Origin of the sequence: Acinetobacter sp. AOR43_HL, from assembly GCF_027854635.1 — a bacterium.
GTDB lineage: Bacteria > Pseudomonadota > Gammaproteobacteria > Pseudomonadales > Moraxellaceae > Acinetobacter > Acinetobacter pittii.
This window is the reverse complement of record NZ_JAKTHX010000028.1, coordinates 1-26664: the sequence shown is the minus strand read 5'-3', so window position 1 is coordinate 26664 and position 26664 is coordinate 1. Positions and strand designations below refer to the sequence as shown.

24 protein-coding genes, 4 tRNA genes and 1 pseudogene are annotated in these 26664 nt (G+C 38.2%); 17 read left to right on the top strand and 12 right to left on the bottom strand.

Annotated features, from left to right (window positions below; translation table 11 throughout):
• Positions 1-107: 107 nt before the first annotated feature.
• A complete protein-coding gene (gene rnr / locus MKL33_RS11370) occupies positions 108-2525 on the bottom strand; it encodes a ribonuclease R (protein ID WP_204085518.1) in 2418 nt (805 codons plus the stop codon).
• Positions 2526-2786: 261 nt separating this feature from the next.
• On the opposite strand from rnr, the gene MKL33_RS11365 reads away from it, so the two are divergent.
• The 4 genes from MKL33_RS11365 to MKL33_RS11350 all read left to right on the top strand — a co-directional run bounded on the left by MKL33_RS11365 (position 2787) and on the right by MKL33_RS11350 (position 3779).
• Positions 2787-2877 (top strand) — tRNA-Ser (locus MKL33_RS11365).
• 10 nt (positions 2878-2887) lie between these two features.
• Positions 2888-2964 (top strand) — tRNA-Arg (locus MKL33_RS11360).
• 39 nt (positions 2965-3003) lie between these two features.
• Positions 3004-3080: transfer RNA gene (locus tag MKL33_RS11355), tRNA-Arg, on the top strand.
• Positions 3081-3185: 105 nt separating this feature from the next.
• Positions 3186-3779: an HAD-IB family hydrolase gene (locus MKL33_RS11350; protein ID WP_033851371.1), complete on the top strand. Its 594-nt coding sequence runs from the start codon at positions 3186-3188 to the stop codon at positions 3777-3779.
• A gap of 64 nt (positions 3780-3843) precedes the next feature.
• On the opposite strand, the gene MKL33_RS11345 is transcribed toward MKL33_RS11350, so the two are convergent.
• A complete protein-coding gene (locus MKL33_RS11345) occupies positions 3844-6075 on the bottom strand; it encodes a beta strand repeat-containing protein (protein WP_068613726.1) in 2232 nt (743 codons plus the stop codon).
• A 372-nt stretch (positions 6076-6447) separates the two neighbouring features.
• Between MKL33_RS11345 and MKL33_RS11340 the strand changes: the two genes are divergently transcribed.
• Complete coding sequence (locus MKL33_RS11340; protein WP_227504977.1) at positions 6448-6567, top strand: hypothetical protein; 120 nt, start codon at positions 6448-6450, stop codon at positions 6565-6567.
• Positions 6568-6655: 88 nt separating this feature from the next.
• A tRNA-Arg gene (locus tag MKL33_RS11335) sits at positions 6656-6732 on the top strand.
• Between the two features lie 115 nt (positions 6733-6847).
• Here MKL33_RS11335 and MKL33_RS11330 read toward each other — a convergent pair.
• The gene (locus MKL33_RS11330) at positions 6848-7540 is read right to left on the bottom strand and encodes a nitroreductase family protein (protein ID WP_270906970.1); all 693 of its coding nucleotides are present in this window, start codon (positions 7538-7540) and stop codon (positions 6848-6850) included.
• Positions 7541-7763: 223 nt separating this feature from the next.
• Between MKL33_RS11330 and MKL33_RS11325 the strand changes: the two genes are divergently transcribed.
• Both MKL33_RS11325 and MKL33_RS11320 read left to right on the top strand, forming a co-directional pair.
• Positions 7764-8261, top strand: coding sequence for a hypothetical protein (locus MKL33_RS11325; protein WP_270906969.1), 498 nt, complete (start codon positions 7764-7766; stop codon positions 8259-8261).
• Between the two features lie 39 nt (positions 8262-8300).
• A complete protein-coding gene (locus tag MKL33_RS11320) occupies positions 8301-8942 on the top strand; it encodes a fumarylacetoacetate hydrolase family protein (protein WP_005078301.1) in 642 nt (213 codons plus the stop codon).
• Positions 8943-9045: 103 nt separating this feature from the next.
• Here the strand turns inward: MKL33_RS11320 and MKL33_RS11315 are convergent, their stop codons facing one another.
• On the bottom strand, positions 9046-10293 hold the full coding sequence (locus MKL33_RS11315) for a YihY family inner membrane protein (protein ID WP_002119535.1): 1248 nt from the start codon (positions 10291-10293) through the stop codon (positions 9046-9048).
• Between the two features lie 360 nt (positions 10294-10653).
• Here MKL33_RS11315 and wrbA point away from each other — a divergent pair, with 360 nt between their 5' ends.
• Positions 10654-11256, top strand: coding sequence for an NAD(P)H:quinone oxidoreductase (gene wrbA, locus MKL33_RS11310; protein WP_005078299.1), 603 nt, complete (start codon positions 10654-10656; stop codon positions 11254-11256).
• Positions 11257-11307: 51 nt separating this feature from the next.
• On the opposite strand, the gene MKL33_RS11305 is transcribed toward wrbA, so the two are convergent.
• The 3 genes from MKL33_RS11305 to MKL33_RS11295 form a co-directional block, all read right to left on the bottom strand.
• Positions 11308-11883 (bottom strand): xanthine phosphoribosyltransferase, encoded by a 576-nt coding sequence (locus MKL33_RS11305; RefSeq protein ID WP_002119547.1) that lies wholly within the window; start codon positions 11881-11883, stop codon positions 11308-11310.
• Positions 11884-11955: 72 nt separating this feature from the next.
• The gene (locus MKL33_RS11300; RefSeq protein WP_270906968.1) at positions 11956-12669 is read right to left on the bottom strand and encodes a DUF3108 domain-containing protein; all 714 of its coding nucleotides are present in this window, start codon (positions 12667-12669) and stop codon (positions 11956-11958) included.
• A gap of 158 nt (positions 12670-12827) precedes the next feature.
• Positions 12828-13499: a hypothetical protein gene (locus tag MKL33_RS11295; RefSeq protein WP_014207723.1), complete on the bottom strand. Its 672-nt coding sequence runs from the start codon at positions 13497-13499 to the stop codon at positions 12828-12830.
• Between the two features lie 232 nt (positions 13500-13731).
• Between MKL33_RS11295 and MKL33_RS11290 the strand changes: the two genes are divergently transcribed.
• The gene (locus MKL33_RS11290; RefSeq protein WP_069036676.1) at positions 13732-14616 is read left to right on the top strand and encodes an energy transducer TonB; all 885 of its coding nucleotides are present in this window, start codon (positions 13732-13734) and stop codon (positions 14614-14616) included.
• Positions 14617-14668: 52 nt separating this feature from the next.
• On the opposite strand, the gene ybeY is transcribed toward MKL33_RS11290, so the two are convergent.
• Genes ybeY through miaB form a run of 3 tightly spaced genes read right to left on the bottom strand, consistent with a single transcriptional unit; the run spans position 14669 to position 17732 of the window.
• Positions 14669-15145, bottom strand: coding sequence for an rRNA maturation RNase YbeY (gene ybeY / locus MKL33_RS11285; RefSeq protein WP_002119528.1), 477 nt, complete (start codon positions 15143-15145; stop codon positions 14669-14671).
• A gap of 9 nt (positions 15146-15154) precedes the next feature.
• A complete protein-coding gene (locus MKL33_RS11280) occupies positions 15155-16243 on the bottom strand; it encodes a PhoH family protein (RefSeq protein ID WP_002119513.1) in 1089 nt (362 codons plus the stop codon).
• A gap of 37 nt (positions 16244-16280) precedes the next feature.
• Positions 16281-17732 (bottom strand): tRNA (N6-isopentenyl adenosine(37)-C2)-methylthiotransferase MiaB, encoded by a 1452-nt coding sequence (miaB, locus tag MKL33_RS11275; RefSeq protein WP_002119558.1) that lies wholly within the window; start codon positions 17730-17732, stop codon positions 16281-16283.
• A 286-nt stretch (positions 17733-18018) separates the two neighbouring features.
• Between miaB and MKL33_RS11270 the strand changes: the two genes are divergently transcribed.
• The 4 genes from MKL33_RS11270 (at position 18019) to MKL33_RS11255 (ending at position 22298) form a co-directional block, all read left to right on the top strand.
• On the top strand, positions 18019-19962 hold the full coding sequence (locus tag MKL33_RS11270; RefSeq protein WP_270906967.1) for a lytic transglycosylase domain-containing protein: 1944 nt from the start codon (positions 18019-18021) through the stop codon (positions 19960-19962).
• A gap of 57 nt (positions 19963-20019) precedes the next feature.
• Entirely contained in the window at positions 20020-20682 is a 663-nt protein-coding gene (locus MKL33_RS11265; RefSeq protein WP_005804634.1) for a ribonuclease T2 family protein, read from the top strand.
• 211 nt (positions 20683-20893) lie between these two features.
• Positions 20894-21880 carry a malate dehydrogenase gene (locus MKL33_RS11260; RefSeq protein ID WP_002119517.1) on the top strand — a complete coding sequence of 329 codons (987 nt, stop codon included), beginning with the start codon at positions 20894-20896 and terminating at the stop codon, positions 21878-21880.
• Between the two features lie 172 nt (positions 21881-22052).
• A complete protein-coding gene (locus tag MKL33_RS11255; protein WP_002119522.1) occupies positions 22053-22298 on the top strand; it encodes a DUF2789 family protein in 246 nt (81 codons plus the stop codon).
• Between the two features lie 62 nt (positions 22299-22360).
• On the opposite strand, the gene MKL33_RS11250 is transcribed toward MKL33_RS11255, so the two are convergent.
• Both MKL33_RS11250 and MKL33_RS11245 read right to left on the bottom strand, forming a co-directional pair.
• Positions 22361-22888, bottom strand: a complete 528-nt coding sequence (locus MKL33_RS11250) for a hypothetical protein (protein ID WP_161282753.1) — start codon at positions 22886-22888, stop codon at positions 22361-22363.
• A gap of 67 nt (positions 22889-22955) precedes the next feature.
• Positions 22956-23561 (bottom strand): 2OG-Fe(II) oxygenase, encoded by a 606-nt coding sequence (locus tag MKL33_RS11245; protein ID WP_161282754.1) that lies wholly within the window; start codon positions 23559-23561, stop codon positions 22956-22958.
• Positions 23562-23678: 117 nt separating this feature from the next.
• Here MKL33_RS11245 and MKL33_RS11240 point away from each other — a divergent pair, with 117 nt between their 5' ends.
• The 3 genes and pseudogenes from MKL33_RS11240 (at position 23679) to MKL33_RS11230 (ending at position 26515) form a co-directional block, all read left to right on the top strand.
• A complete protein-coding gene (locus MKL33_RS11240; RefSeq protein ID WP_032064011.1) occupies positions 23679-24536 on the top strand; it encodes a 23S rRNA (adenine(2030)-N(6))-methyltransferase RlmJ in 858 nt (285 codons plus the stop codon).
• 41 nt (positions 24537-24577) lie between these two features.
• The gene (gene pssA, locus MKL33_RS11235; protein ID WP_002119541.1) at positions 24578-25411 is read left to right on the top strand and encodes a CDP-diacylglycerol--serine O-phosphatidyltransferase; all 834 of its coding nucleotides are present in this window, start codon (positions 24578-24580) and stop codon (positions 25409-25411) included.
• 17 nt (positions 25412-25428) lie between these two features.
• A pseudogene (locus tag MKL33_RS11230) lies at positions 25429-26515 on the top strand (DUF6670 family protein).
• The last annotated feature ends 149 nt before the right edge of the window (positions 26516-26664 follow it).

Below are 26664 nucleotides of genomic sequence, written 5' to 3'. Positions count from 1 at the left end.
GTCCTCTCAAGTCGGAAATCAAGCTTAATGTGTAAAATAACCCCTTTTAAAAAGAAATAAGCCTCCTATTGGAGACTTATTTTTGAAACGTGATAATTATTTACTCACTATTCAGCCTTTGATTTTGCATTCGACTTTTTCTTTTTAGGCTTAGATTTTTTTTTCACCTTTTCTGATTTAGTCTCGGCTTTTGCTGAGGTTTTTTTACCAGATTTTTTGGTGTAAGAACTTGGCTTACTTTTTTCTTTCTTTTTGTGAACAGGTCTTTCACCATCACTGCTGACGGTTGGTTTGCTAAAGACCTCTTCATTAGCCTGAGCAGCTGTTTTAGTCGTACGCGGCGCACGGCTACGAACTACTCGACCCGCATGGGTAATTTGCTTAATGAGCTGGAAGTCAATTTTACGTTCTTCCAGATTGACACCAGCAACCTGAATTTTAACTTCATCGCCCAAACCAAAGACTTGACCACGATTTTGACCTACTAGATTTTGACTCGCTTGGTCATAAATAAAGAAGTCATCGCCGAGTTGGCTAATATGAATCATACCATCGACATATAAATCTTTCAGTGTCACGAATAAACCGAATTCGGTCACCGCACTTACAATACCAATGAATTCATCACCTAGATGCTGCTGCATGTAGTGACATTTCAACCAAGTTGTTACGCTACGAGAAGCTTCATCAGCACGGCGCTCTGTTTGAGAGAAATGTTCACCTGCATCATCTAGTGCAGCACCAGAGAGTGGATAAGGCTTTTGTTTCAAGTGAGCTTTAATGGCACGGTGTAATAATAGGTCTGGGTAACGACGAATTGGCGAAGTGAAATGCGTATAAGCTTCATAAGCCAAACCATAGTGCCCTGCATTTTTTGCGCCATAATAAGCTTGCATCATTGAGCGTAATAAGACGGCATGAATACTAGGAGCATCAATACGATCTTTAGTTGCTTCAATTACTCTTTGATAGTCTGCTTGAGTTGGTTGGTCAGGGAAGGGTAGACCCAGTAATTTAACAAAGTCTTTTACTTTCTGAATACGTGAGAACTCTGGAGCTTCATGTACGCGATACAACATTGGAACATCATGTTCTAATGCATATTCAGCCGCAGCAACGTTAGCAAGTAACATGCACTCTTCAATGAGCTTATGTGCTTCATTACGTGTACGTGGCAAAATTTCTTTAATCCCGCCTAGCTCATCAAAAGTCATGTAAGTTTCAATGGTTTCAAATTCCATTGCATGACGATCAGCACGTAAATTTTTCAAAATCTGATAAAGCTGGAAAAGCGTATTTAAAGATTTATGAACATCACGATCTTTTGGAATCGCATCTGTTGCGCCGTCAAAATATTGTGCTACCTGTGTATAGGTCAAACGCGCTTTTGAATGCATCACTGATGGATAAAAATCGTAACCAGTTACACGACCTGTACGAGAGAGTTTCAAGTCACAGACCATACATAAACGGTCTACATGAGGGTTTAGAGAGCATAAGCCATTTGACAATGCCTCTGGTAGCATCGGTAATACGAAATGCGGGAAGTATACCGAAGTACCACGTTCCTCAGCTTCTTCATTGAGGGCTGAGTCTAAGCGTACATAATGGCTAACATCAGCAATTGCGACCACTACACGATAACCGCCACCTGGACGTTTTTCTGCATAAACCGCATCATCAAAATCTCGAGCATCTTCACCATCGATCGTAACTAATGCTAAATCTCGTAAATCAATGCGGCCTTCACGGTCTTGAGCAGATGGTTCTTTAAAGCTTTCTGCTTCTTTTATAACTTCATCTGGGAATTCGTAAGGTAAGCCAAACTCAAGAATAGTCTGCGGAATAATAATTTCTGTATCAGCTTTGTCGGCCATAGATTGAATAATATGCGCCGTCGCAAATTCTTCACGAGTCGGATAACTATCTATTGCGACACGTAGCATATCGCCAACATTTGCTTCAGCATGCGTTACCAGTTCTTTTTCTAAAGGAATAGGCTGGTGCTGATTTGGATTGTTGGGCTGAATAAAATATTCGCCATCATGAACCGACAATTTACCAATTAATTGTTTAACACGATGTTGTAAAACTTCTGTGATAAATCCCCAAGGTTTGCCTTTACGATCAACTGAAGTCTGTCGCACTCTAACTCGGTCACCGTTAAAGACTAAACGTAATTCACGTTCAGGAAGTAAAAGGTCACTTTGACCATCAATATGCGCTGTGCCTAAACCTTTACTATTGATGTAAACAGTTGCTTCATAGGTCGGTTGATCTGCCACCAACTGAAATTTAAACCCGTCTTTCATGATTTGACCATCACGAACCATAGCACTTAAGCGATGACTGAGTGCTTCAATACTTTTTTGGTCATGAATATTAAAATGATCGACAAGTTCTGCATGAGATTGCGGTGTCTGCAATTGTTCCAATGTATCTAAAATAAGAGTACGGCTTGGAATAGGATTGTCATAACGTTCAGCTTCAGCTTTCGCTTCGGGGTCAGCCCAGTTTTTTGTCATGTCGTTTGGTTTCACGCTTGGCAGATAAGTTTAGCATAAGTCATGCAGACCCGAACTGCACGTTTAGGTTTGCAATAATGTGTTATGCACTACAGTATTTTGATGAAGAAATAATATCTATCTTAACAAGCGTTTGATCGAAAAAGACGAAAATAATGAGAAAGTTGCTTAAAAAATAATTCATTGAACTAAAAAACAAGAAAATTTCACTATGATGACTTGAACAATAGGGTTTTAGTTTGTATTATGGCGGCTCGTTCCGGTGAGGTGGATGAGTGGCTGAAATCACTTCCCTGCTAAGGAAGCATACCTATTACTGGTATCGAGGGTTCGAATCCCTCTCTCACCGCCATTTACTTAATGCGCTCATAGCTCAGCTGGATAGAGCACTTGGCTACGAACTAAGGGGTCGGGAGTTCGAATCTCTCTGAGCGCACCAAGTAAAATAGAACGAATCGCTGAAAGGCACACAAGTTACGCGCTCATAGCTCAGCTGGATAGAGCACTTGGCTACGAACTAAGGGGTCGGGAGTTCGAATCTCTCTGAGCGCACCAACTTGAAGAATTAACCGCTTTTATAGCGGTTTTTTTGTGCCTGTTTTTTAGTACTTTAAAAAATCTAAATTTATAACTTTTTAATTATATTAGAGATAATCATAAATGAACTTAGCTTTATTTGACTTTGACGGCACGATCACTCACAGCGATACATTCAGTCTATTCCTTAAATTTTCTTTAAATAAAAAAACTCAAATACTAGGTGGTATTCGACTTGCACCTTATATAGCGGGTTATAAGCTTGGATGGGTAACCGATAAAACTATTCGAACTAAACTCTGCCAAGTGGGATACGTGGGCTATGATGCGGATTCCCTAAAATATATGGGACAAGAGTTTGCTAAAAGTGTCCTTCCTACCTGTGTGCGTCAAAATGCTTTGGAACGTATTCTCTGGCATAAACAACAAGGTGATCAGATTGTTGTTGTATCTGCATCATTAGGCGTTTATTTAGAAAGCTGGTGTCAATCTTTAGATTTAGACGTTATATGTAATCAACTTGAAATACGTGATGGTATTTTGACAGGTGATTTTATTAATGGTGATTGTGGTTATTTAGAAAAAGTAAATAGAATAAAAAACAAATATGATTTAACTCAGTATTCTACAATTTATGCTTATGGTGATACACCTAATGATTATGCAATGTTAGAGCTGGCGCATAAGAAATATTATAGATGGGAAGAAGTGAATTAATATTTAAAGATATATTAATAAATAAAGCCACTTGTAATAAGTGGCTTTATTTTAATGACTTATATTAAACAGTATTGAAAGAGTTTTCTAAGAAGTTATCGGTAAGTAATGATGTAGGTACGATAGTATGCGTTGTATTAGTTACGCTTGATACTGTCGAAGTTACACCACCAAGTAAGCTACCACCAGTTAATCCACCTAGTAAATTAGAAATAACATCTAATCCGCCTTCACCAGTCACACCGCCCGTTAAGCTACCCACGATATCTGTTACGATGCCGATAGGGTTGTCTGTACCGCCAGTAACGCCACCAGTTAAGCCGCCTAGAAGGTCGGTCACTAAGCCAAGAGGACTATCACCATCTACGCTACCAGTTAAACCGCCAAGTAAATCAGTGACTAAGCCTAGTGAGCTATCTCCACCAGTAACCCCACCAATAGTTCCTGTCAATCCACCAATGATTTCTGTTACTAAGCCAGTAGCAGTTGTGCCATTTGTAATCAGCGTATCGAGAATACCGGTAGCAGATTCAGTAGCACCTTGAATGTCTCCACCCACTAGATCAGAAATGACTTCAAGCGTGCCATTTACTGTGTCACGAGAAGTTTCGAAAGTTAATGTGCCGAGGTCTGCAAGTTCAGAAACAGGATGTTCTGCTTGTGGAAGAATGCTGATAATTGTATCTGCAACTGTATCAATGCCAGTGTTGATAATTTCAGTTTTTAAGCTTTCTACGCCCTGAAGAATATCAATACCGCCTTGAACAACATCAATCACTGGAGAGATTGGGGAAGTTCCACCACCGATACCACCTGTTACACCGCCAATAATGTCAGTAATTACTTCAAGTGGATTACCATCAACACCACCAGTTACGCCACCGATAATGTCAGTAATTACTTCAAGTGGATTACCGTCAACACCACCAGTTACACCGCCGATGATGTCAGTAATTACTTCAAGCGGGTTACCGTCAACACCACCAGTTACACCGCCGATAATGTCAGTCACGATTTCAAGAGGATTACCACTAACACCGCCAGTTACACCACCAATAATGTCGGTTACCACGCCAAGTGGGCTATCACCACTTGTTGCGCCGCCGATAATGTTATTAATAATTCCAGTAGCAGTTGTGCCATTTGTAATCAGCGTATCGAGAATACCGGTAGCAGATTCAGTAGCACCTTGGATATCACCACCAACTAAATCAGAAACAACTTCAAGTGCACCGTTTACTGTGTCACGAGAAGTTTCGAAAGTTAAAGTGCCAAGATCTGCTAGGTCTGAAACAGGATATTCAGTTTGTGGAAGAATACCAATAATAGTATCAGCAACAGTGTCGATACCAGTATTGATGATCTCAGTTTTTAGACTCTCTACACCTTGTAGAATATCAATACCGCCTTGAACGACATCAATCACTGGAGCGATTGGAGATGTGCCATCACCGATACCGCCAGTTACGCCGCCGATAATATCAGTAATTACTTCAAGCGGATTACCGTCAACACCACCAGTTACACCACCGATAATGTCAGTAATTACTTCAAGCGGGTTACCGTCAACGCCACCAGTTACGCCACCGATGATGTCAGTAATTACTTCAAGCGGGTTGCCATCAACGCCACCAGTTACACCACCAACGACATCTGTAATGCTTCCGACAACGTCAGTAACAATACCTGTCGCAGTTGTACCATTAGTGATTAATGTTTCAACGACACCAGTAGCAGACTCAGTTGCGCCTTGAATGTCTCCACCCACTAGATCGGAAATGACTTCAAGCGTGCCATTTACTGTGTCACGAGAAGTTTCGAAAGTTAGAGTGCCAAGATCAGCAATTTCAGAAACAGGGTGTTCAGTTTGAGGAAGAACACCAATGATAGTATCAGCAACAGTGTCGATACCTGTGTTGATGATTTCAGTTTTTAGGCTTTCAACACCCTGAAGAATGTCGATACCACCTTGAACAACGTCAATAACTGGAGCAATTGGAGAAGTTCCAAGATCAATACCGCCAGTTACTCCGCCAATAATATTAGTTACTGTGTCTACAGGACTTGTAGAACCGATACTGCCAGTAACAGTACCAACGGCATCAGAAACAAGGCCTGTTGTGGTTGTTGTAAGAGTATTTGTTACTGTAGATAGAGTATCTGAAAGTAAACCAGAAGTTGATATCTGGCCTTCAATAGAAGAACTACCAGTTACAGTAGTGTTCACCGATACAATATTACCCAAATCTTGAGTAATTTTTGATATCGAAGATACGAGGTTTGTTAGTAAGAACATGTTGGTCTATTTCCTATATAATTTTGTATTTTTAAGTAAGTATTATTTATTGCGCTTTATAATTAATGAGATGTGTATCTCAATAATTGCGATTTAGTATTGGTTAGATCTCAAAAGCTGTCAATGTGTATTTTTAGTCACATTTTTTGTTATTAAATAATATTTAAAGAAATAATAATTTATTTAATTTAGACATAAAAATAATAATAATTTTTATATTATATAATTTTAACTAATTATTTTTTTAATCATATTCTCACTTATTTGAGGCATTATCTTAGTCAAATTTCAAACAGTCTTATAATGGTTAGGTTCAACCAGAAATATATTATTTATATAATGTTGACTAAAACAGTAGTCTTTATCTTCTAGATAGATGGCAAAAAGCTTCAAAAATTCTATAAAACTTATTTGAAAAAAAATATTTCAGATACATCTTTGGTGAGCAAAGTTTCAATAACTTTAGCTACAAAGCTATGTAAACTTGAGTGATGGCTAAGAACTAGACGTTTGATGACAGAAAGATGAAAAAAGGCTTCCTAAGCCTTAAAAAATGCGTATAATGCGCAACATCAAGTACGCGCTCATAGCTCAGCTGGATAGAGCACTTGGCTACGAACTAAGGGGTCGGGAGTTCGAATCTCTCTGAGCGCACCACTTGAAGAATTAACCGCTATATATAGCGGTTTTTTTGTACCTGTTTTTTATTAGTTCGATTTAAAAGCTGGTGCTCATGGCAACCAGCTCTTAAATGATTTGAAGTTGAAAAAAATTAGCCAAATGTTTTAAAACGGCTTTCGTCTTCAATAAAAGCTTTTTCACCTGCTTCGCCTTCAATTGAACCAAATACTAATTGGGCTCTTAGTTTCCATTGCGCAGGAATATCAAAAGCAGCATTAATTTTCTCATCGATAATTGGGTTGTAATGTTGTAAAGAAGCTCCAATACCTTGCTCAGCCAATACATTCCATATTGCAAATTGTGCAATTGCTGTTGAGTGTTCAGACCAAACTGGGAAATTATCAGCATATAATTCAAATTGCTCTTGTAGACCTTTAATCACATCTTGGTCTTCAAAAAATAAAACTGTACCAGCACCCGCTGCAAAACTTTGAATTTTTTGTTCAGTTCCAGCCAGTGCTTCGGCAGGAATAATCGTTTTTAATACATCTAAAACAATATTCCAGAAATTTTGATGAGACTCATTAAATAAAATTACAATGCGAGATGACTGAGAGTTAAATGCTGAAGGGCTATGTTTGACCGCTTCTTGAATTAACCCTTCAATCTCCGAAGGAGTATGTTGTAAGTTTTTCCCGATCGAATAAATAGAACGACGTTTTTTAATTAATTCTAAAAAGCTTGGCTGATTGAAAAGAGGGGACTCTTGAGTGGCTTGAGTAACCACATCTTTTGAGACTGTTGTTTTTTGATTTAAGCCAAATAATTTTGCAAAGAAAGACATGAGACATTCCACTAAGAAGGTAATGCTCTTATTGTAGAAATTTTAAAAACTGAAATAAGCTCAAAAAATATGAATCTACGTTCTATATATGCAACGTAGTTGATCTTCGAATCTCATAATAAGCTCTACTTTTAAACAAAATAAAAAATAGCCTTTGATTCATTTTAAAGCTGAAATGAATATGCTCTAATAGTTTCGATTTATTGAGTATTGATGCAGTGCAATGACTGAGCAAAAAACAGCTTTATCTTTACGTTACTATTTGAATTTAGAAGAGTCACAAGATGGATTTTCATTAGTGACATTTGGGAAAAAGCAATTTACCCGTTTTCTTACACCTGCAATTAGTATCGCAATTATTATTTGGGGATTTTATTTAGGTCTCTCTGGGGTTGGACGATATTATGTCGGGTTAGGCGTATTTTTTCTGGTGATGCAAGGCCTGATGCGTTACTGGCTTTTACCTATGTTATTTAAGCGTCAATTTGTTCGTTACCAGTTTGGAAAGAGTGAGCAGGGAATCGACTTATATCAAGATTACTTTGAGCTTTATGCCAATGGTCGTAAGCAGGTGATGCAATATACGGATGTGCAAACTTTTGCTAAAGGTAGATTGACCTACATGCTTGAGCTAAAGAATAAAACTGTAATTATTGTACCAAAGCGCGCATTTGCACAGGTTTCAGATCAAACCATATTTGAAAATACATTTAAGAAATAAATTATTGGAATTATTAGCCGCAACAACAAAGGAAGCCTCATGAATACACGTCCTTCAAAAATCGTTTGCGTGGGCAGAAGTTACGCCGATCATGTCAAAGAATTAAATAATGCTATGCCTGACAGCCCTATATTATTTATTAAACCACCGAGTAGTTTGATTGGTTTAAATGACGGTATTTCTTGGAATCCAGCGTGGGGCAGTTGCCATTTTGAATGTGAGTTGGTGTTACGTATTGATCAACCTTTGAAAGGTGAAACAGATCCTGAAAAAGCTTTAAAAGCGATTGGAGCAGTAACTTTAGGTCTTGATTTAACAATGCGTGATTTACAGAATGATCTGAAAAGTAAAGGCCACCCATGGGAGCGAGCTAAAGCTTTTGATGGTGCTTGTGTTTTGGCAGATTGGGTTGATACAAAAGAAATTACCAATTGGCAAGAGACCAAATTCACTTTCCATATTAATGATGAATTGCGTCAAGATGGTAATACTGCACTGTTAATGTTTACTATTGGTGAACTTTTAACTGATATTAATCAGGTTTTTTCACTAGAGCCAGGTGATGTGATTATGACAGGTTCACCTGCTGGGGTTGGACCATTACATGCAGGTGATCAGTTGAAAATGACATTAAAAGGTGCAACGCAAGATTTTGCATGGGAAACTTTTGTAAAAGCATAACCCACTCCTAAAATTGCCAATTTTTAACCCTATTATTTTTTTAATAATAGGGTTTTTTATTGGGTAGGAAAGAGTGTCTATACTATTGAAGAGTTCTACTTTCTTATTTCTCTTCAAAAATTGTTGAGAGCGGAATAGAAAGTTTTGCTGCTAAATAATCATTAGATTCGACCAAGGCGGGTCCTATTTTTTCCATCCATTCATCGTCATCATGTACATTCAAAACATCTTCACGTAATGGTAAAGGGTATGGAAGAGCAGTGAAAAAGCTCCAGAAGTCAACTTGGGATAAATTGCGCGCAAGCACATATTCATCTTTATCGGTACGTTTAACCAAATTTTGCTCTTCAAGTAAAAGTACATAAGCTGGCCAGCGGCCAATTTCTCCGCGACCTAAAATTTCTAAAGCTTCTTTGTCACTTACACTTTCACCGAGTTTCTGTTTTTTATAAAACAGCTCAAGAATATCTAATAGCATTAAAACAGGATGACGTTTTTGCTCTTTACCCGAGTGAAAAGCAGTTAGAGCAAAACTTACTTCTACACCAAGTAAAATAATGTTCCATGACAGGAAGATCCATAGAAGAAAAATTGGCACTGCTGCAAATGCACCATAAATAATTTCATAACTAGTGAAATTTGACATCACAAAGCTAAAGAAATTTTTGAGTATTTCGAACAGTACCGCACTTAAACAAGCCGCTATTCCTGCTGCATAAACTGGGACTGTACGATTGGGAATGGTCCAATATAAAATGAAGAAACCCAAAATAGTGAGTACAAAAGAAATTAGCCAGAGTAGAAATGCGCCATCAAGTTGATAACCTGTGAAGTTATTGCTTAATAAGTTCATCGATGCAACTGTTGATGAAATAACAAATGCACTGCCTAAAATAATCGGACCTAAAGAGATGATTGTCCAATAGCGCATAAAGCCCATAATGCCACTACGAGTTTCTTTTACACGCCAAATACGGTTAAAGACGGTTTCAATTGAGGTCAGCATTAAGACAGTAGTAACGAATAAAAACAGCACACCAATAACGGTTAAGTTGCTAGATTTTTCTGTAAAAGCATTTAGCGCTTTATCAAATGCAATCGTACTTTTCGGTAAAAAATTACTATAAATTAAATGTTGCAGCTGTTGTCTTGCGGGTTCTAACGCTTTGATTGAAGAAATAATTACTAAAAAAACCGTTAACATCGGCACAACTGCGAATAGCGTTGTATAGGTGAGAGAGCCAGCTTGTTCACGGCACCGATCAGCTTCAAAACGCTTAAATACATATAAAACGAACTGAAACCAGGTTTTATTATAAAAAGGAAGTTTACTTAAAAAACGTTGTAACATGCGTCGTCTATCCCGATTTTTTTAATCATCATGTTGGGCGATTGATAGCTTATGAAAATATGAGCTTAAGTACTCAAATCGTAGATTAAAGCAAAATAATAACTTATAGAATTAAAGTCGTTCTGTAAGTTTACTATGTGCTATAGAAAGAATTGTAGCCATAAACTTTTTTCAACAAAGTAGGCTTTCTGTTGTCTAAGCAAGGGTTTACCAAAAGTAGATAAACTTTTTACTCGATGAGTCCGAGAAATTTGCTCGCATTATCTTTTGTGCTACCTCATCAATCACCTCTAGAATTTCATAAAATTGGTTGCGCCAAAAAAATAAAAAATCCCGTATAGTGTCTTTTTAACAAAATTTATGAAACCGATGCAACCTTACATTCTTGTACTCTATTACAGCAAATATGGTTCTACTAAAGAAATGGCTCATTTAATTGCCAACGGTGTTGAGTCTGCGGGTATGTCAGTGAAAATTCGGACAGTACCAAATATTGCTCCAGCTGTCACAATAGCCGAGCCAAGTATTCCGGAAGAAGGTGATATCTATTGTACGTTAGATGATCTAGCGAATTGTTCAGGTTTAGCGTTAGGTTCTCCAACCCGTTTTGGCAATATGGCAAGTGAAATGAAATATTTTTGGGATCAAACAACCAGTCTTTGGCTCAATGGGGCATTACATAATAAACCCGCTTGTGTTTTCACTTCTTCTGGTTCAATGCATGGTGGGCAAGAAAGTACTTTACTCACTATGCTACCGCCGTTATTTCATCATGGCATGATGATTTTGGGATTACCTAATGCAATTCCAGCCTTATCTAATACTAAAACAGGGGGAACACCTTATGGCGCAAGCCATGTAAGTGGACCGCGTCATGACCAAAACTTAAGTCAGGATGAAAAGATTTTGTGTGAAGCTCAAGGCAAACGTTTAGGAGAGGTTGCCAAAAAGCTTTTAGTTTAGTTTTGAGCAAATAAAAAAGAGCGGATATCCGCTCTTTTTTAGGTGTACATCTTATTCTTTTACAAAAGTAACTTTGCCATCTGTAAGAGAGTGTACACGTGCTAATGATTCAACGCGGTAGCCTTTTTCAAGCAATAAATCACGACCTGGTTGGAATGATTTCTCAATCACAATACCCACACCTACAACTTCTGCATTTGCTTGGTGAATTAAATCAATCAGGCCTAATGCTGCTTGACCATTTGCCAAGAAGTCATCAATAACTAATGCTTTATCAGTTGAATGAAGATGTTTATTTGAAATCGCAATAGTAGATTCAGTTTGTTTAGTAAAACTAAATACTTTAGAGCGATATAAGTCATCTTTTAAAGTCAATGACTGATATTTGCGAGCAAAAATTACAGGTACACCAAGTTCTAAACCTGCCATGATTGCAGGTGCAATACCTGATGCTTCAATGGTAATAATCTTGGTAATCCCTGCATCTTTAAAGCGAGCGGCAAATTCTTTACCAATCTGCTGCATTAATACAGGATCAATTTGGTGGTTTAAGAAAGCGTCGACTTTCAAGACTTGATCAGATAGAACGATACCTTCTGTTAAGATTTTCTGTTCTAGTGCGTGCACGGGAGAATCCTCTAGACGGATGCTTTTTAAAGCAAATGCGTATTTTAAAAAGCATCCAAAAAAATGCAAGCTTTAATTCGTCTTACCTGTATAACTTGTTAATAACAATCCATAAGAAGTTTTACCATCAATATGAGTTACTTTAACTGGTAAATAATCTAATTTCGGAGCTAACCAAAAGATTGTGCTACGTTCAGGTTTGTTGTGTTGTAAGACCACTTTAATGGTATCGAATGTTCCATAAGAGGTTTTAATTTTCTCATTACCTTGTTTTACAAATCGACGATTTTCAACTTCTTTTGCATCTGCAAGTGGATAAGAGGACTTCAGTGAACCATTTTTTAAGTCTTCACGCAGTTGTAACTCTGCGTTTAACTCATCAAGAACGCCTGCCTGCCAAGCAAATGAACGAGCTTTATCATCTTTCTTGGTAGAGATAGTTTTGCTATTTGGATTAAAGTTAATACTCATGGTGTTGTTATGAATCAAAATTTTGCTGGTACGGCTAAAACTTTGAGACCCAATTTTACCATTGGTGAAACTAAATTTACTTGTTTCACTTGCGGACGCAATTCCGCCTGCTTTTGCAGTGAATTTATAAGTCCAGTTATTACCTTGCTGGCTTAAGGCACGTGTGGCTGATCCCATACCTTTATTATTGTAAGTAAACTGATAATTCGCCTGAAATGGGCTCATGGCAAGTGCATGGCTTGAGAAGCCTGCAAAAAGCAAAGTTGTTGAAATACCTGTTGCGATGCCAAACGATTTCAGAAATTTTGTTGCCATAAGTAAATATCCTTGTACAGACTAAAAAGTCAGTGCTGATGCATCTGTAACTTAAGCATATTATGCCTGTTGATCATGGAGAAAAAATCAGGATTTATGCTAAATGTGTAATCTATTTGTGTTTTTTGGCAGTTAATTCATCTTCATTTATAAACCGTTTACTCATCTTTTTGCTGAATTGGCGTTATTTCAGAATCTGTGAATTCTTCTTCAAAATCGTCGTCCTGATCACGAGAAAGTAAGGCTGCTAAATTCACATTTCCAAATACAACTAACTCAGCTTCACGCACTCGTGCGTAATTTATATGTACTTTGCCTAATGTTTCGATGATGCTGGCTTTTTTGCCAAACCAACGGTTGAGATCAAGAAAAATGAGTTCATCGCGTTCTTCTGCTACATTAAAACGTTCAAGAATCATCCCCAAAGGGTCTTTTTTCAAAATTTTATGGTAATAAAAAACTGCGGCTTTTACGGCGATCTTTTGCCAAAAGTTTTTATATTTCGCTTCAATAATTTGTGTATTGCTAATTTGTTCAAAAACTAAAAGTTGTTGTTCTTTATTAAATTCCATCTGGATCAGTTTTAAATCAACCGATAGTGTGGTTTCTAAACCTTTTACATGCATGGTTGCATATAATCTTAACCAGTCATGATAAAGATCTGCATGTAGGTCATCTAAAAACTCAACATTATTTGTCACGTAACGTTGCAAAGTAGCATTCAGAAAGGTTTGCGATAATGTAAAATCTCTTTCTTCCTCAATGAATGCTTCTGCTTTTTTATAGACTTTTTGAAGGCGTCTGACTAATGAGGAAAATAGCGTTTGCATAAAAGAACTTCCAGAAGATAATTTACTAAAGAGCCCACACAATCTTTATTATGATAAAAAACGGGTTTTGATATTGCAGTGTAGCAAATTTACTTGATACATTTTGACAAAATGAAAATGGATAAAACCCTATATTTGAAGTGAATCACACTTTTATCCATATTTGAATATTAGTTTGTATTTTATTCGGTATTAAACCGTGGGGAAAAGGCATTTATATGCTTTTAAGATTATGTTGAACAAAAGAAGTTTATCCATAGAGCCTTTTCATCATTGGTGGCAAGACCGAGTCTTTATTGCCGCAACAATATTGGCAATCTTACTGCATATTTTTGTATTGCTCATTCACTTTGCCATGCCTAGCCCCTCAGAGCAATCTACTAAAGAAATTGCAATTTCAATTCGGCCAAGCAATGAGCCAGTTGTTCAGGCAGATTTTTTAGCGCAAGCAGATCAGCAAGGCTCGGGCGCATTTCGTGAAGCTCATCGGACTTCTAGTGATACTCCAAATCCGATGCTCAATGATGCTTCAACTGGAGATACTGAGTTAGAAAGTTTGCAAAAGATTCATCAACAAAGAGAGCTTAAATTTGAAGAAAAAGTTTTAATGACGGTTTTGAGTTGGCAGAAACAAGCGGATGCAAGCCAAAGAAAAAAAGAACTAGAACAACTACAAAGTCAATTTCAAGCAAAAGCTGCCATGGTTGCAAGCCTTGAAGCACAATATTTGCAACGCCAACAAGATTTCAGCCGTCAGCAAAAGATAAAAACAGTAGATGGTATTCAAGCAAAGAAAGATGCTTCGGCTGCTTATTTGGATAAGTTCCGTGAAAAAGTAGAGCTTTATGGCAACCGCTATTACCCTGAAGAAGCCAAACAGCAACAGCTAAGAGGTGAAGTGCGTTTAATGGTAATTTTGAATGCTCAAGGGGGAATTCGTGCAATTCGCTTGCTTGAAAGCTCAGGTCATCCAGTTCTAGATGAAGCAGCGAAGTCTTCAGTACGCCGCGGCGCACCATTTGGGCATTTTGATGCCAATATGAAAGATATTTCGGAGTTGCGTATTGTACGTACTTGGCGTTTTGACCCAGCTGAAGCTGAATTTGAGGTTCACTAATTAAAAAAATGTGGATAACTTTTAGGATATCCACATTTTACTAATGATCAGATTATTCCTGATAAGGGTTAGCAATATTGAGTTTTGCTAAAATTTCAATTTCTAAGCCTTCCATCTCTTCTGCATCTTCATCACTGGTTTCATGGTCATAACCAAGTAAATGTAAAACACCATGTACTAACAGATGTGCAAAATGATTTTGTGCAGTTTTCTTTTGTTCCAAAGCCTCTTGTAATACCACTGGAATGCAAATAACTAAATCACCTAATGGTAAGGCATCTAGCATTGGTAGAACTTCTTCTGGAATATCACTTGGGAAAGATAAAACATTAGTTGGTTTATCTTTTTCTCGGTATTGCAAATTGAGTTGCTGGCTTTCATCCAGATCAACGCAAGCAACTCCAATTTCACAATCTTCTTTATAACCAACGTGGCGTAAAGTGGTCTCAATAATTTTTTTGAGTTGAGCTCGTTTGAGCTCTAACTCAGGTGATTGAAAGTCTTGTTGTAAACTTAAACTGATTTTCAAAATGAATCCTTAAGCATCCTGATGTTGCAAGTCTGCTGCTGTATCGTTTTCAGCAACTAATGCTTCTTGACGTGCTTTACGTTCAGCACGTGCTTCAGCATTAAGACGCTGTTGTTCACCATCCCAACCTTCATACGCTTCAACAATTTTTTGAACAAGTTGATGACGTACAACGTCACGGGAATGGAAACGGGTAATATGAATTTCTTTAATGTTCTCGAGTACACGTAGTGCATGTGCCAAACCAGATTGTTGGCCTCGAGGTAAATCTACTTGGGTAATATCACCTGTAATCACTGCACGAGAACCAAAACCTAAACGGGTCAAGAACATTTTCATTTGTTCAGGCGTTGTGTTTTGAGCTTCATCCAAAATTACAAATGAATGGTTAAGTGTGCGACCACGCATATATGCAAGAGGTGCAACTTCAATCACTTGACGCTCGATTAACTTGGCAACTTTTTCAAAGCCAAGCATTTCGTAAAGAGCATCGTAAAGAGGGCGTAGGTATGGGTCGATTTTCTGAGTTAAATCACCCGGTAAGAAACCTAGTTTTTCTCCAGCTTCTACAGCAGGACGTACAAGTAAAATCCGTTGGATTTCATTACGTTCGAGCATATCTACTGCGGCGGCAACTGCTAAATAAGTTTTACCTGTACCTGCAGGACCAACACCAAAAGAAATATCGCTTTGCAAAATACGCTGTACGTAGCGTTTTTGATTGGCACCACGTGGGTTAATACGACCTTTTCGGGTTTGGAAATAGACATCCATTGGTGCATCATGTTCATCCATTTCTTCTCCAACTAACTCGAAATTACGTTCAGTTTGAGAAGATTGAATTAACAGATGCAACAGATCGGCACTGATTTGCTGGGATACCTCAGACTCTTCGTAGAGTCGTTGCAATAATGCTTCGGCTCTCCCAACAGCATCTATCTCACCATCGATATGAAAAACATCTCCACGATGAGTAATTTTGACATCTAAACGCTGTTCAATTTGCTTAAGGTGCCCATTATAGGCACCCAAGATGCTCTTTAAACGTTCCATTGAAATTTCAGGAAATGTTACGGTACGTCGAATCGCTGCAGTCAAGAGAAAACCTTTCAGTAGACTTTAGAATACCTCTACATTACGCCACGTCAGGCTCAAGATTCAAGAGCTCACCGTAAACTAAATTTAAAGTTTTAATTTCAGTAATCTCGATCTCTGCAAAACGACCTACCCAAGAAGCATCACCTACAAAAGTGACTAGACGTGTATTATCGGCTGTACCTAGTAAAATATTAGGGTCTTGGTCCGAAACTTTTTCAATAAGAACACGTTCAATTTTGCCAAGCATTGCATCAGTTTTTTCAATGCTAGACTGTTTAATCACTTTCTGAACTTGAGCTAAACGCTCTTTCTTAACGTGCTCAGGCGTAGTATCAGGTAAGTCTGATGCAGGTGTACCCGGACGTTTTGAATAAACAAAGCTATATGAGTGATCAAAATCTAAGTCTTTGATAAATTGAAGTGTTTCGGCGAAGTTTTCATCAGTTTCACCAGGGAAACCAATAATGAAGTCACTCGATAAGTGCATATCAGGACGTATTTTTCTTAATTTGGCAATCTTGTCGATATAAACATCAATCGTATGATTTCGCTTCATTGCCTGTAAAACGTCATTTGATCCACTTTGAACAGGTAAGTGTAAATGCGACACCATTTGAGGTAAATCTTCATAACACTGAATTAGCTCGTCAGAGAACTCAAGTGGGTGCGATGTTGTATAACGTAAACGTCCAATACCTGGAATTTCTGCAACGAGTCGTAACAATTCAGGGAAGGTACAGATACCACCTTCAAAGGTTTCTCCGCGATATCCATTTACATTCTGACCCAGAAGTGAAATTTCACGGACACCTTTTTCCGCAAGACCTGCAATTTCTGCAAGTACATCATCTAATGGACGAGAAACTTCTTCACCGCGTGTGTAGGGAACTACACAGAAAGAACAGTATTTAGAGCAGCCTTCCATAATAGAAACGAATGCTTTAAAGCCTTCTACACGTGGTTCGGGCAAGAAGTCGAATTTTTCAATATCTGGGAAAGAAATATCAACCAGTTTGATTTTATCTTTTTTAGGTTTTTCTACTTGAGCATTATGTTGATCAAGCATTTGCGGTAAACGGTGTAATGTTTGTGGGCCAAAAATCATGTCTACATAAGGCGCACGTTTTTGAATGTTGTCACCTTCTTGAGACGCAACACACCCACCGACACCAATCACAAGATCAGGATTTTTGTCTTTTAGTTTGCGCCAGCGACCTAATTCACTAAATACTTTTTCCTGCGCTTTTTCACGAATAGAACACGTATTCATGAGCAGAATGTCTGCTTCATTAGGGTTGGTCGTTAAAACGTAGCCGTGAGAATCCCCTAAAAGGTCTGCCATACGGTGACTGTCATACTCATTCATCTGACACCCTTGGGTTTCAATATAAAGTTTTTTTATTGAAACATCAGTGGTGTGCGTTGGCTGGGTAACAGTGTTTTCTGAGGCAGCTTTGGCACCATTGGGAATGAAGGTTTGAACCGTCATGCAGGCTCCTAACAGATCGATCTAAAAAGAATAAATTGGCCCAAAATGGGTCAAACCATCTATTATAGCAGTATTTGAGCTGAACCGATAACAGTAAACTTTCAGAACATGACACGGTTTTTGTGAAGTAAATTAGGTGAATTTTAATGATGTTGAATCATAGAGTTACATAACACAACAAAAGAAAGCACGAAGAATAATTAAACTATGCGTTGAAGGTGAATAGTCAGGGTTTAGCACATATATGAGACCAAGTAGAAAGAGCTCATCAATCCATAGTCGTGTAATGAAAAATAAATATATGCATCGTAGCTGGTTAGGAGCTATGTGTTTACTTGGTTGTTCATTTACCTATGCTGCTGAAGAGCAGTTTAATGATGCACTAAATGCTGCAAATAGTGGTAATACCGCGTTATTAGACCAATATCAGCTTGCCATGCAAAATGATGTATTGGGATATTATCCAGAGTATTGGAAACTCAATACAAACCTTGGCTTTCAACCTACTGCCTCTATCGTAAGCTTTGCTCAACGCTATCCACAATCAGCAATGGCTGAAAAATTAGCAGCCGATTATGTTGAAGAAAAAGTTAAACAAGCTGACTTTGCATCTGCTCAACCTGTCTTATTTTATGTCACCAATCCTGACCAAGCCGAAAATTGTGCTTTGGCACAGGTGAGAGCGAAAAGCGGTGATGCATTAGTTTTTGCTGAATATAAAGATGTTTGGTTAGCAACTGAGTCACAACCAGAATCTTGCTTAGGTTTAGGGCGCATGATGTTATCTAGCCCTTTAATGAGCGCACAAGATAAACAACAGCGTCTATGGGTACAATTGCGTGCAGGTCTGTCTGGGCAGGCGCTTGCTACAGCACAGACTTTAGGTTTGAATTTGTCTTTGGCTCAGCTTAACCAAATTCAGGCCAACCCACTTAACTATTTATGGAGTGCGCCTAAGACAAATGATGCAGATTATGCTTATTTGATTTTCGCGTTAGGGCGTTTAGCTAATAATGACTTAAGTAACGCTTTTTCAAATGTGCAGCGTGTTGCCCAAGGTACGCCACAAAATGTACAAAAATATTTATATCGTACGGTAGCCTATATTGGTGGTACCACGGTAATGAAAAATAATTTTAATCGTGAAGTTCTTCAATACTTTGATGCAAGTTATGGTTATCCATTAAGTCCAGAAGAAGCTGAAATTTATGCGCGTCAGGCGATTCGTTTTGGGGCGTGGGAAAGTTTAATTCGCGCTATTGATAGTATGACTGTAACCCAAAAACAAGAAGACCGCTGGCAATATTGGCTTGCTCGTGCGTCGGAGCAGCGTGGCGATAGTGCTTCTAAAGCAACAGCACAACAAATTTATAGAAAACTGGCTCAGGCTGGTGATGACTATCATAACCTTTTAGCAAAAGATCGCTTAGGTGAACGTTATAACCACCAACCTTATGATGATCAGCCAACGGCAAGTGATTTAAGACGTTTAGATCAGAATATTCACTTTAATCGTGCTTTTACTTTAAGACGTATTAATGCAAATCCAACTTATACGAATCGAGAGTGGAATTGGGCTGTTCGCCAAGCTTATCTTCAGCATGACGATGGGCTACTTTTAGCTGCGGCAAAGCGTGCACATGACATGGGGTGGTATGACCGTGCAATTTATGCAGCAGATCGTACAACAAATAAGCATAATGATACTTATCGTTATGTGACTCCACATAAGACTAATGTCGTAAGTCATAGTTACAATGCAGGAATTGACCCCGCATGGGCTTATGGTTTAATGCGTCAAGAAAGTCGGTTTGTTACTTCTGCGCGTTCTCACGTTGGGGCGGGCGGTCTTATGCAAATTATGCCTGATACAGCGAAGTTGATTGCACGTCAAATGGGTGAAACTTATAATCCGGCTGCATTAAATGAAATGAATACCAATATTCGATATGGAACATTTTATTTGTCGATGATTCAGGGACAATTAAGCAATAACCCTGTTTTGGCGACAGCAGGTTATAATGCGGGGCCTAATCGGGCTAGACGTTGGCAGCCGGACTATCAATCAATTTCGGCTGACCAATATACTGAGACAATTCCATTGTTAGAAACCAGAGACTATGTCAAGCACGTTATGACGAATGCAACACATTACGGCGTAATATTGGGTCAAGGGGCCCAGTCGTTATCGCAGCGTATGAAAGTCATTCCAATGCGTACGTCGCCTTAACTTTAAGGTGGTTGATGATGGATCTTCTTTTAATTGGCATATTCAAGTTTTAATTAAATGAAATATAGATATTTGGAACTTCGTTCAATTTTGCAACTTGCATGGTGGCTCATCTGTGCGGGAGTAGGGTTGATGAGTTCCGTTTTACATGCCGAACCTGTTAATTTACAAGGGTATGTTATGCATGTGCAAATGACACCTGCCGCATGTGCATTAGATCCCTCTAAACAAAAACAACGTAAATGTCTTGAAGGATATTCACTGACAATTACAGGCCTCATGCCAGAAACAAACCAAAGTAATTGCTCAACAGACAGTTCTGCAACCTTGTCTCCATTGCAAGCCAAAGTCGTAGCTCGGGTTATGCCTGATAATAATGCTCGTGTACAGCTATGGAAAAGTGTAGGGGGGTGCGTTCCTATGAATGCAAGCCAATATTTCCGTACGGTTATTAATTTTGCTGAACGTTTAAAAATTCCGGCCAGTCTCACAAGTTCAACAAATGTTGAAATGCAGCAATCCGCGTTAAGACAGCAGTTTGTACGCCTTAATCCGAGCTTACCTCAAAATGGTATCCGTTTTAGTTGTCAATTATCACGTTCGGATGTGGTCTTAACGGAAGTGAAAGTTTGTTACACGGTAAAGGGCCAATATAAACAGTGTGCAAATCATGTGGTATCGAATTGCCCTGGTGAAATCATGATTAAAGGTAGTTATTAAAGTTTACGAACATTTCGTAAGGAAATGCTGACCATACATTGAATCTATTTGTAAAGATTAATTTGTATTTTCTATCAGACTTTTGGTGAAAACGAGTGGCTTTTACATGCATCTGCCAAATCTTTAGAGTACAATCTTTGCCGTTTATGATGATTTGGTTAGATGGAATTCCTATTTAGCCCGATTAAGGACACTCATTGGAGACAATTACATGAAGCAACCCGTTCGTGTTGCCGTGACTGGCGCTGCAGGTCAAATTGGTTACAGCTTATTATTCCGTATCGCAAGCGGTGAAATGTTAGGTAAAGATCAACCTGTTATTTTACAATTGCTTGAAGTTCCAGTTGAAAAAGCACAACAAGCGCTTAAAGGCGTAATGATGGAACTTGATGACTGTGCTTTCCCTTTATTGGCTGGCATGATCGGGACTGATGATCCGAAAGTTGCATTTAAAGATGCTGACTACGCATTATTGGTAGGTTCTCGTCCACGTGGTCCTGGTATGGAACGTGCTGACTTGTTAAAAGTTAACGGTGAAATTTTCATCGGTCAAGGTCAAGCATTAAACGAAGTTGCTAGCCGTAACGTTAAAGTATTAGTTGTAGGTAACCCTGCAAACACTAACGCTTACATCGCAATGAAATCTGCTCCAGATCTTCCAGCGAAAAACTTCACAGCTATGTTACGTCTTGACCACAACCGTGCGTTGACTCAAGTTGCTCAAAAAGCTGGTGTTGCAGTTGCTGACATCGAAAACTTAACAGTTTGGGGCAACCACTCTCCAACAATGTATGCTGACTACCGTTTTGCAACTGCAAATGGCGAAAGCTTAAAAGACAAAATCAACGATCCAGCTTGGAACAAAGACGTATTCCTTCCAACTGTTGGTAAACGTGGTGCTGCGATCATCGAAGCGCGTGGTTTGTCTTCTGCTGCTTCTGCTGCTAACGCTGCAATTGACCATATGCGTGACTGGGCGCTTGGTACAAACGGCAAATGGGTAACTATGGGTATTCCATCTGATGGTTCTTATGGTATTCCTGAAGGCGTTATGTTCGGTTTCCCTGTTACAACTGAAAACGGTGAATACAAAATCGTTCAAGGTTTAGAAATCGATGAATTCAGCCGTGAGCGTATCAACTTCACTCTAAACGAGCTTGAAGAAGAACGTGCAGCAATTGCTGACATGGTAAAATAATTCATCAGCTTGATGAGTTAAAAAAAGCACTCTTTAGAGTGCTTTTTTATTGAATCCTGAAAAAGCAAACACAAAAAGCAACAAGAAAATATAGACACTATCATGCAAGTAAAAACGTTTTATTGTTAGATTAGTTAATAGATGATTTAAAAGAAGTTATAGGAGAATAACAATGTTTGAACAGCAACCGACTTTAGAGCTTTTATTTGATCAGTTGGGTTTAGATTCTGATGAAGCAAGTATTGAAAACTTTATCAAAACACATCAATTGCCAGCCGAGCAAAAATTACATGAAGCATCTTTTTGGTCAAAAGGTCAAAGCGATTTTTTGAAGAGTCATTGGGAAAAAGATGATGAGTGGATTGTGGTTATTGATGAGCTTAATGAACAACTGCATGAAGACAGTGTGAAAAAATAAGTTCAAAAAATAAAGCCTGTTTTACAAGTAATACGTAAAACAGGCTTTATTGCATTAAGAGTTTAATGTGTCTTTACTTTTAATTTATCTTTATACCATGGCTCATGACGTACAAGGTCAAATACAGGTTGGCCATGAAGCAATTCAAGATCACATGTAGACGTTGATAAATATTTAGTTAACCAATGTCTTGTTAATGCTGACTCTTGTCGTGCTGCTGACGCATATGCCAAGAAGAAATAGATATCAGCATGTTCATGATGTGCTAATGGCTTCAAAATTTGTTGAGTAATCAGCGCAAAACGTTTTTCTTTATTGAGTTCAAAATAAAGCATATAGGCTTTGGCTAAATGTAAAGACAAATTAAGATATAAGCTCAATGGCATTTCTTCATATTCCATACGAGCTTGTTCAAGCAGAACAATAGCTTCTTGTAAGAAATGAAGTTGTTCTTGGCGAACACGACTTAATGCTACAAGTTGCATGCGTAACTCAGCACGCTCTAAAGCAAGCTCAGGCGTATTTTCAGTCAAATAAAGTTGGTCTGTTTCACCAATTCGGTTCACAATTGTTTTACTTTCAATAGACATACGCCATCACCTTTTTTAATCAATAGCTCTTATATCGGGTTCATTTAGCAAATTTAAAGAGTAACCTTTAGACCCAAATGGAATTTCCACTACGAAGCCAAGCTGTAATAGAGAGTCTTTGTTGTTTTGAAATTAATACTTCATGTAATAAATCACTTTGAAATATTACCAGTCGATTGGGTTCAGGATTAACAATATGCCATTTCTCATTTTTATCTTGTAGTCGCAATTGTCCACCCCAATCTTCTTGCCATTCTGGATGTAGATAATAGACAGTTGAGATAATACGATCATTTTTTTGTTGAGGATTGTCTCGGTGTAAAGCATAAAATTCACCCAAATTATAACGAGCAAAATGAGCTTCAACCTCTTTAATACCTAAATAGAATGCTTGATTTAGACTTTGTGAAAATAAAGTTAAGGTTTCAATATGTTGCTGAGCAATAGGGAGCCGATCATTAATCCAGAGAATATGGTCACTACGAATATTACTTACGACGCCGTTTTGAATGCCTGCTTCTCTAAATTTATCCATATGATGGCTACATTCTTGAGAAACCTGTGCGCGATATTGATCTGGATATGCTTGATTTATAATGGCAAAGCCATGCGCATTTAAATCATCTAAAATTTGATCCAAATTCCATGAATCAGGAAGTGAATGAGAGTGCATATAACCTCGAGTAGATCGTAAAAATATCAAACAGCTCTATTTTAGATGATCACAACCTTACGAAAGAATATTTTTTTCATGTTAAACTATTTGTTGAATTGAGGAATTAAAGTCAACATGAATTACCGTCACCATTTCCATGCGGGCAACTTTGCAGATGTTATGAAGCATGTGCTTTTGCTACAGCTGCTCAACCGTTTAAATGCTAAAGATAAACCTTATCGTTATATCGATACGCATGGAGGGGCAGGCAAATATGATTTATCTCTGGCACCTGCACAAAAGTCTGGAGAGTTTCTCACAGGCATTCATCGTCTAGTTCAACTATCTGATATGGAAAAGCGTCAGGCACCTGAAGCAATCCAGCAATATTTGAAATTGGTCGAACAATTACGTTCTGAGGAAGGAAAGGGTAGTTATCCTGGTTCTCCTTGGTTTGCTCTGCAAGGCATGCGTGAAATCGACAAGGCGACTATATTTGAAATGCAGCGTGATGTATTTCAGCAATTACGTCATAACATTCGTGATAAACGTGCAGGTTTACATGAGCGCGATGCATATGAAGGCTTGCTTGGCGTAATTCCGCCAAAAGAAAAGCGCGGTCTGGTTATGATTGACCCTCCTTACGAATTAGAACGTAAAGACTTTCCGCAATTAGTTGAACTTTTACAACAAGCTCATAAAAAATGGCCAACAGGCGTTTTTGCAGTTTGGTATCCAATTAAAGACCGAGCGATGATTGAGCGTTTTGAAAAGAAAATGTTTAAAACGGGTATTCGCCGTCAGTTAGTTTGTGAAATTTGTGTGTGGCCAGATGACACTCCTGTAGGTCTAAATGGTTGTGGTCTATTAGTGATTAACCCACCTTGGCAGTTCTCTGAGCAAGCAGACCAAGCACTACAATGGTTATTCCCGCATCTTCGCATGCAAGAAACTGGTGGTCATGCTGCTGTTCGCTGGTTGGTAGGTGAGTAACAGTTAACTTAAATCAATGCACATGTTTGGAATAGAAAATAATGACAAATGCGCCTAAACCAGAGCAAGATTTAACTCATAATGAACATTCATTTGATGGGATTACATTTGAAGTGGTTGAAGAAGAAGATAATCCGGAAGGACAAAAAGTGAAGCGCCGAGGTATTTATCTTTGGCCTAACTTAATTACAACCGCTGCTCTGTTGTCCGGTTTCTATTCCATCATTGCAAGTATGAATGGGGATTTTAACCAAGCGATCTATGCCATTTTTATTGCAGCGCTATTGGATGGCTTAGATGGTCGAGTTGCTCGAGCGATTGGTGCACAAAGTGCTTTTGGCGAACAATATGATTCTCTCTCAGACTTGTTAGCTTTTGGTGTGGCTCCAGCAATGCTGATGTATAGCTGGAGTTTGCATGATTTAGGCCGTATTGGTTTGGCTTGTTGTTTTGTTTATACAGCCTGCGCAGCCTTCCGACTAGCGCGTTTTAATGTGCAAATTGGCGTTGTTGATAAGCGTTATTTTATCGGCATTGCAAGTCCACTCGCTGCTATTATCATTATTTCACTCGTCTGGGTTGCTCGCGATTATCCTTTCATTTTTGATTTACGTGATATTGCGATTCAAACTATTAATGCTGTTCTTATGGTAATTGTGGGATTACTCATGATTTCCAATATTAAATATTATTCTTTCAAACAGATGGATCGTAAACGCGTTCCTTTTGTAGTTATGTTGCCAGTAGTACTGATTTTTGCGGCAATCACTTATAATATTCCAATGGGCATTTTGACAGTTTCAATTATCTATGCTCTATCTGGTTTTGTTACTACTTTATTTGCACGCAAGAGTAATGAAACACTAAAAACATAAAATAGAAGAGGTTCAGTATGCCTAAGTTGATAAGTGAAATTAATCAATTACAGCAGCTGGGCCCTAATGCTAAAGAGGGGGTTGTTTATCAACCTTCTCGTGGCTTTTTTAAAATTGTTTATCAAGGCTTGATCCTTCCAAATTTACCAACCCCACTTCGTTATTTTAATTATATTAGTTTAGTGGGACAGCCACGTATTCCTCTGTGTTATAATACCCACAGCATTACAACTTCAGCTATCGACACTGCAACAGTGCTTGTAAGTAATAGCCAACATAGTGTGGGACATTTAAAAACATATTCTATTCGACGCCAATGCCAGTTTGATTCGGCGCTATATCAATTTGATAAAACCGACCTGATTCAATGGCAAATTCCCGTGATTCGCCTTCAACGATTAGACCCAGAAATGGGGTGTGATCTTACAATTCAGATTCCAGAAAATATATCTAATGCCTCTGCTTTGCAGTGGGGTGTTTCTGACTATTGGTCAACACTATGTGTATGTGAAGGGGAAATTTTTTATAAAGGACAGAAATATCAAATTGAAGGGTTGGGGCGATTTAAACACGCGCGAGCTTTGCACTTGCCGTTCTTATCTTTATGTTTCTATACGTGCCAAATTATTAACTTAAATGAAAAGACGCAACTTACATTCTTACAAATAAGAAATCAGTGGAATATCATCCTATGTTCAAGATTAGATATTCAAGAATTTGGGAAGCCTATTGAAAGTTTTACAGAAGACGTAAATTTACATATCCACCGAGTTTATCCAAAGGTTAAAACACCGAATGGTAAAGAGATGTACTTGCCTAGGGAGTTTTCTTGGCAATGTGAGAAAAATGGGAAAATAATTTTTGAACTTTATGCACAAAGCCGCGGTGATTATAAGTTTGGTTTGGCGGCTGGATATGTGGGAAGCTTTCAATATCAATTAAGTTGGAATGAACAGTGTCTGCAAGGAGAGGGTGGATACTGTGAATATATTGATTGTCGTCCACTTAGATGGCAAGAAAAGAATCAAGATGAGAAAATTTTAGATAAATTGATGCTTTTACAACCATGTTTATATAAAAAATGACTATTTTTATCATTTTTGATTAAAAAGCGAACTGTTGTTGCACTAATATTAAAAAAGGTATTGCAAAGGTAAGTTAATGGTCTATAATGCACATCCATCGGCGGTGATGCAGATAGAAACTTGTTGAAAAACAGTTACTTGTGATTAATTTGATTGCTTTAAGTGATG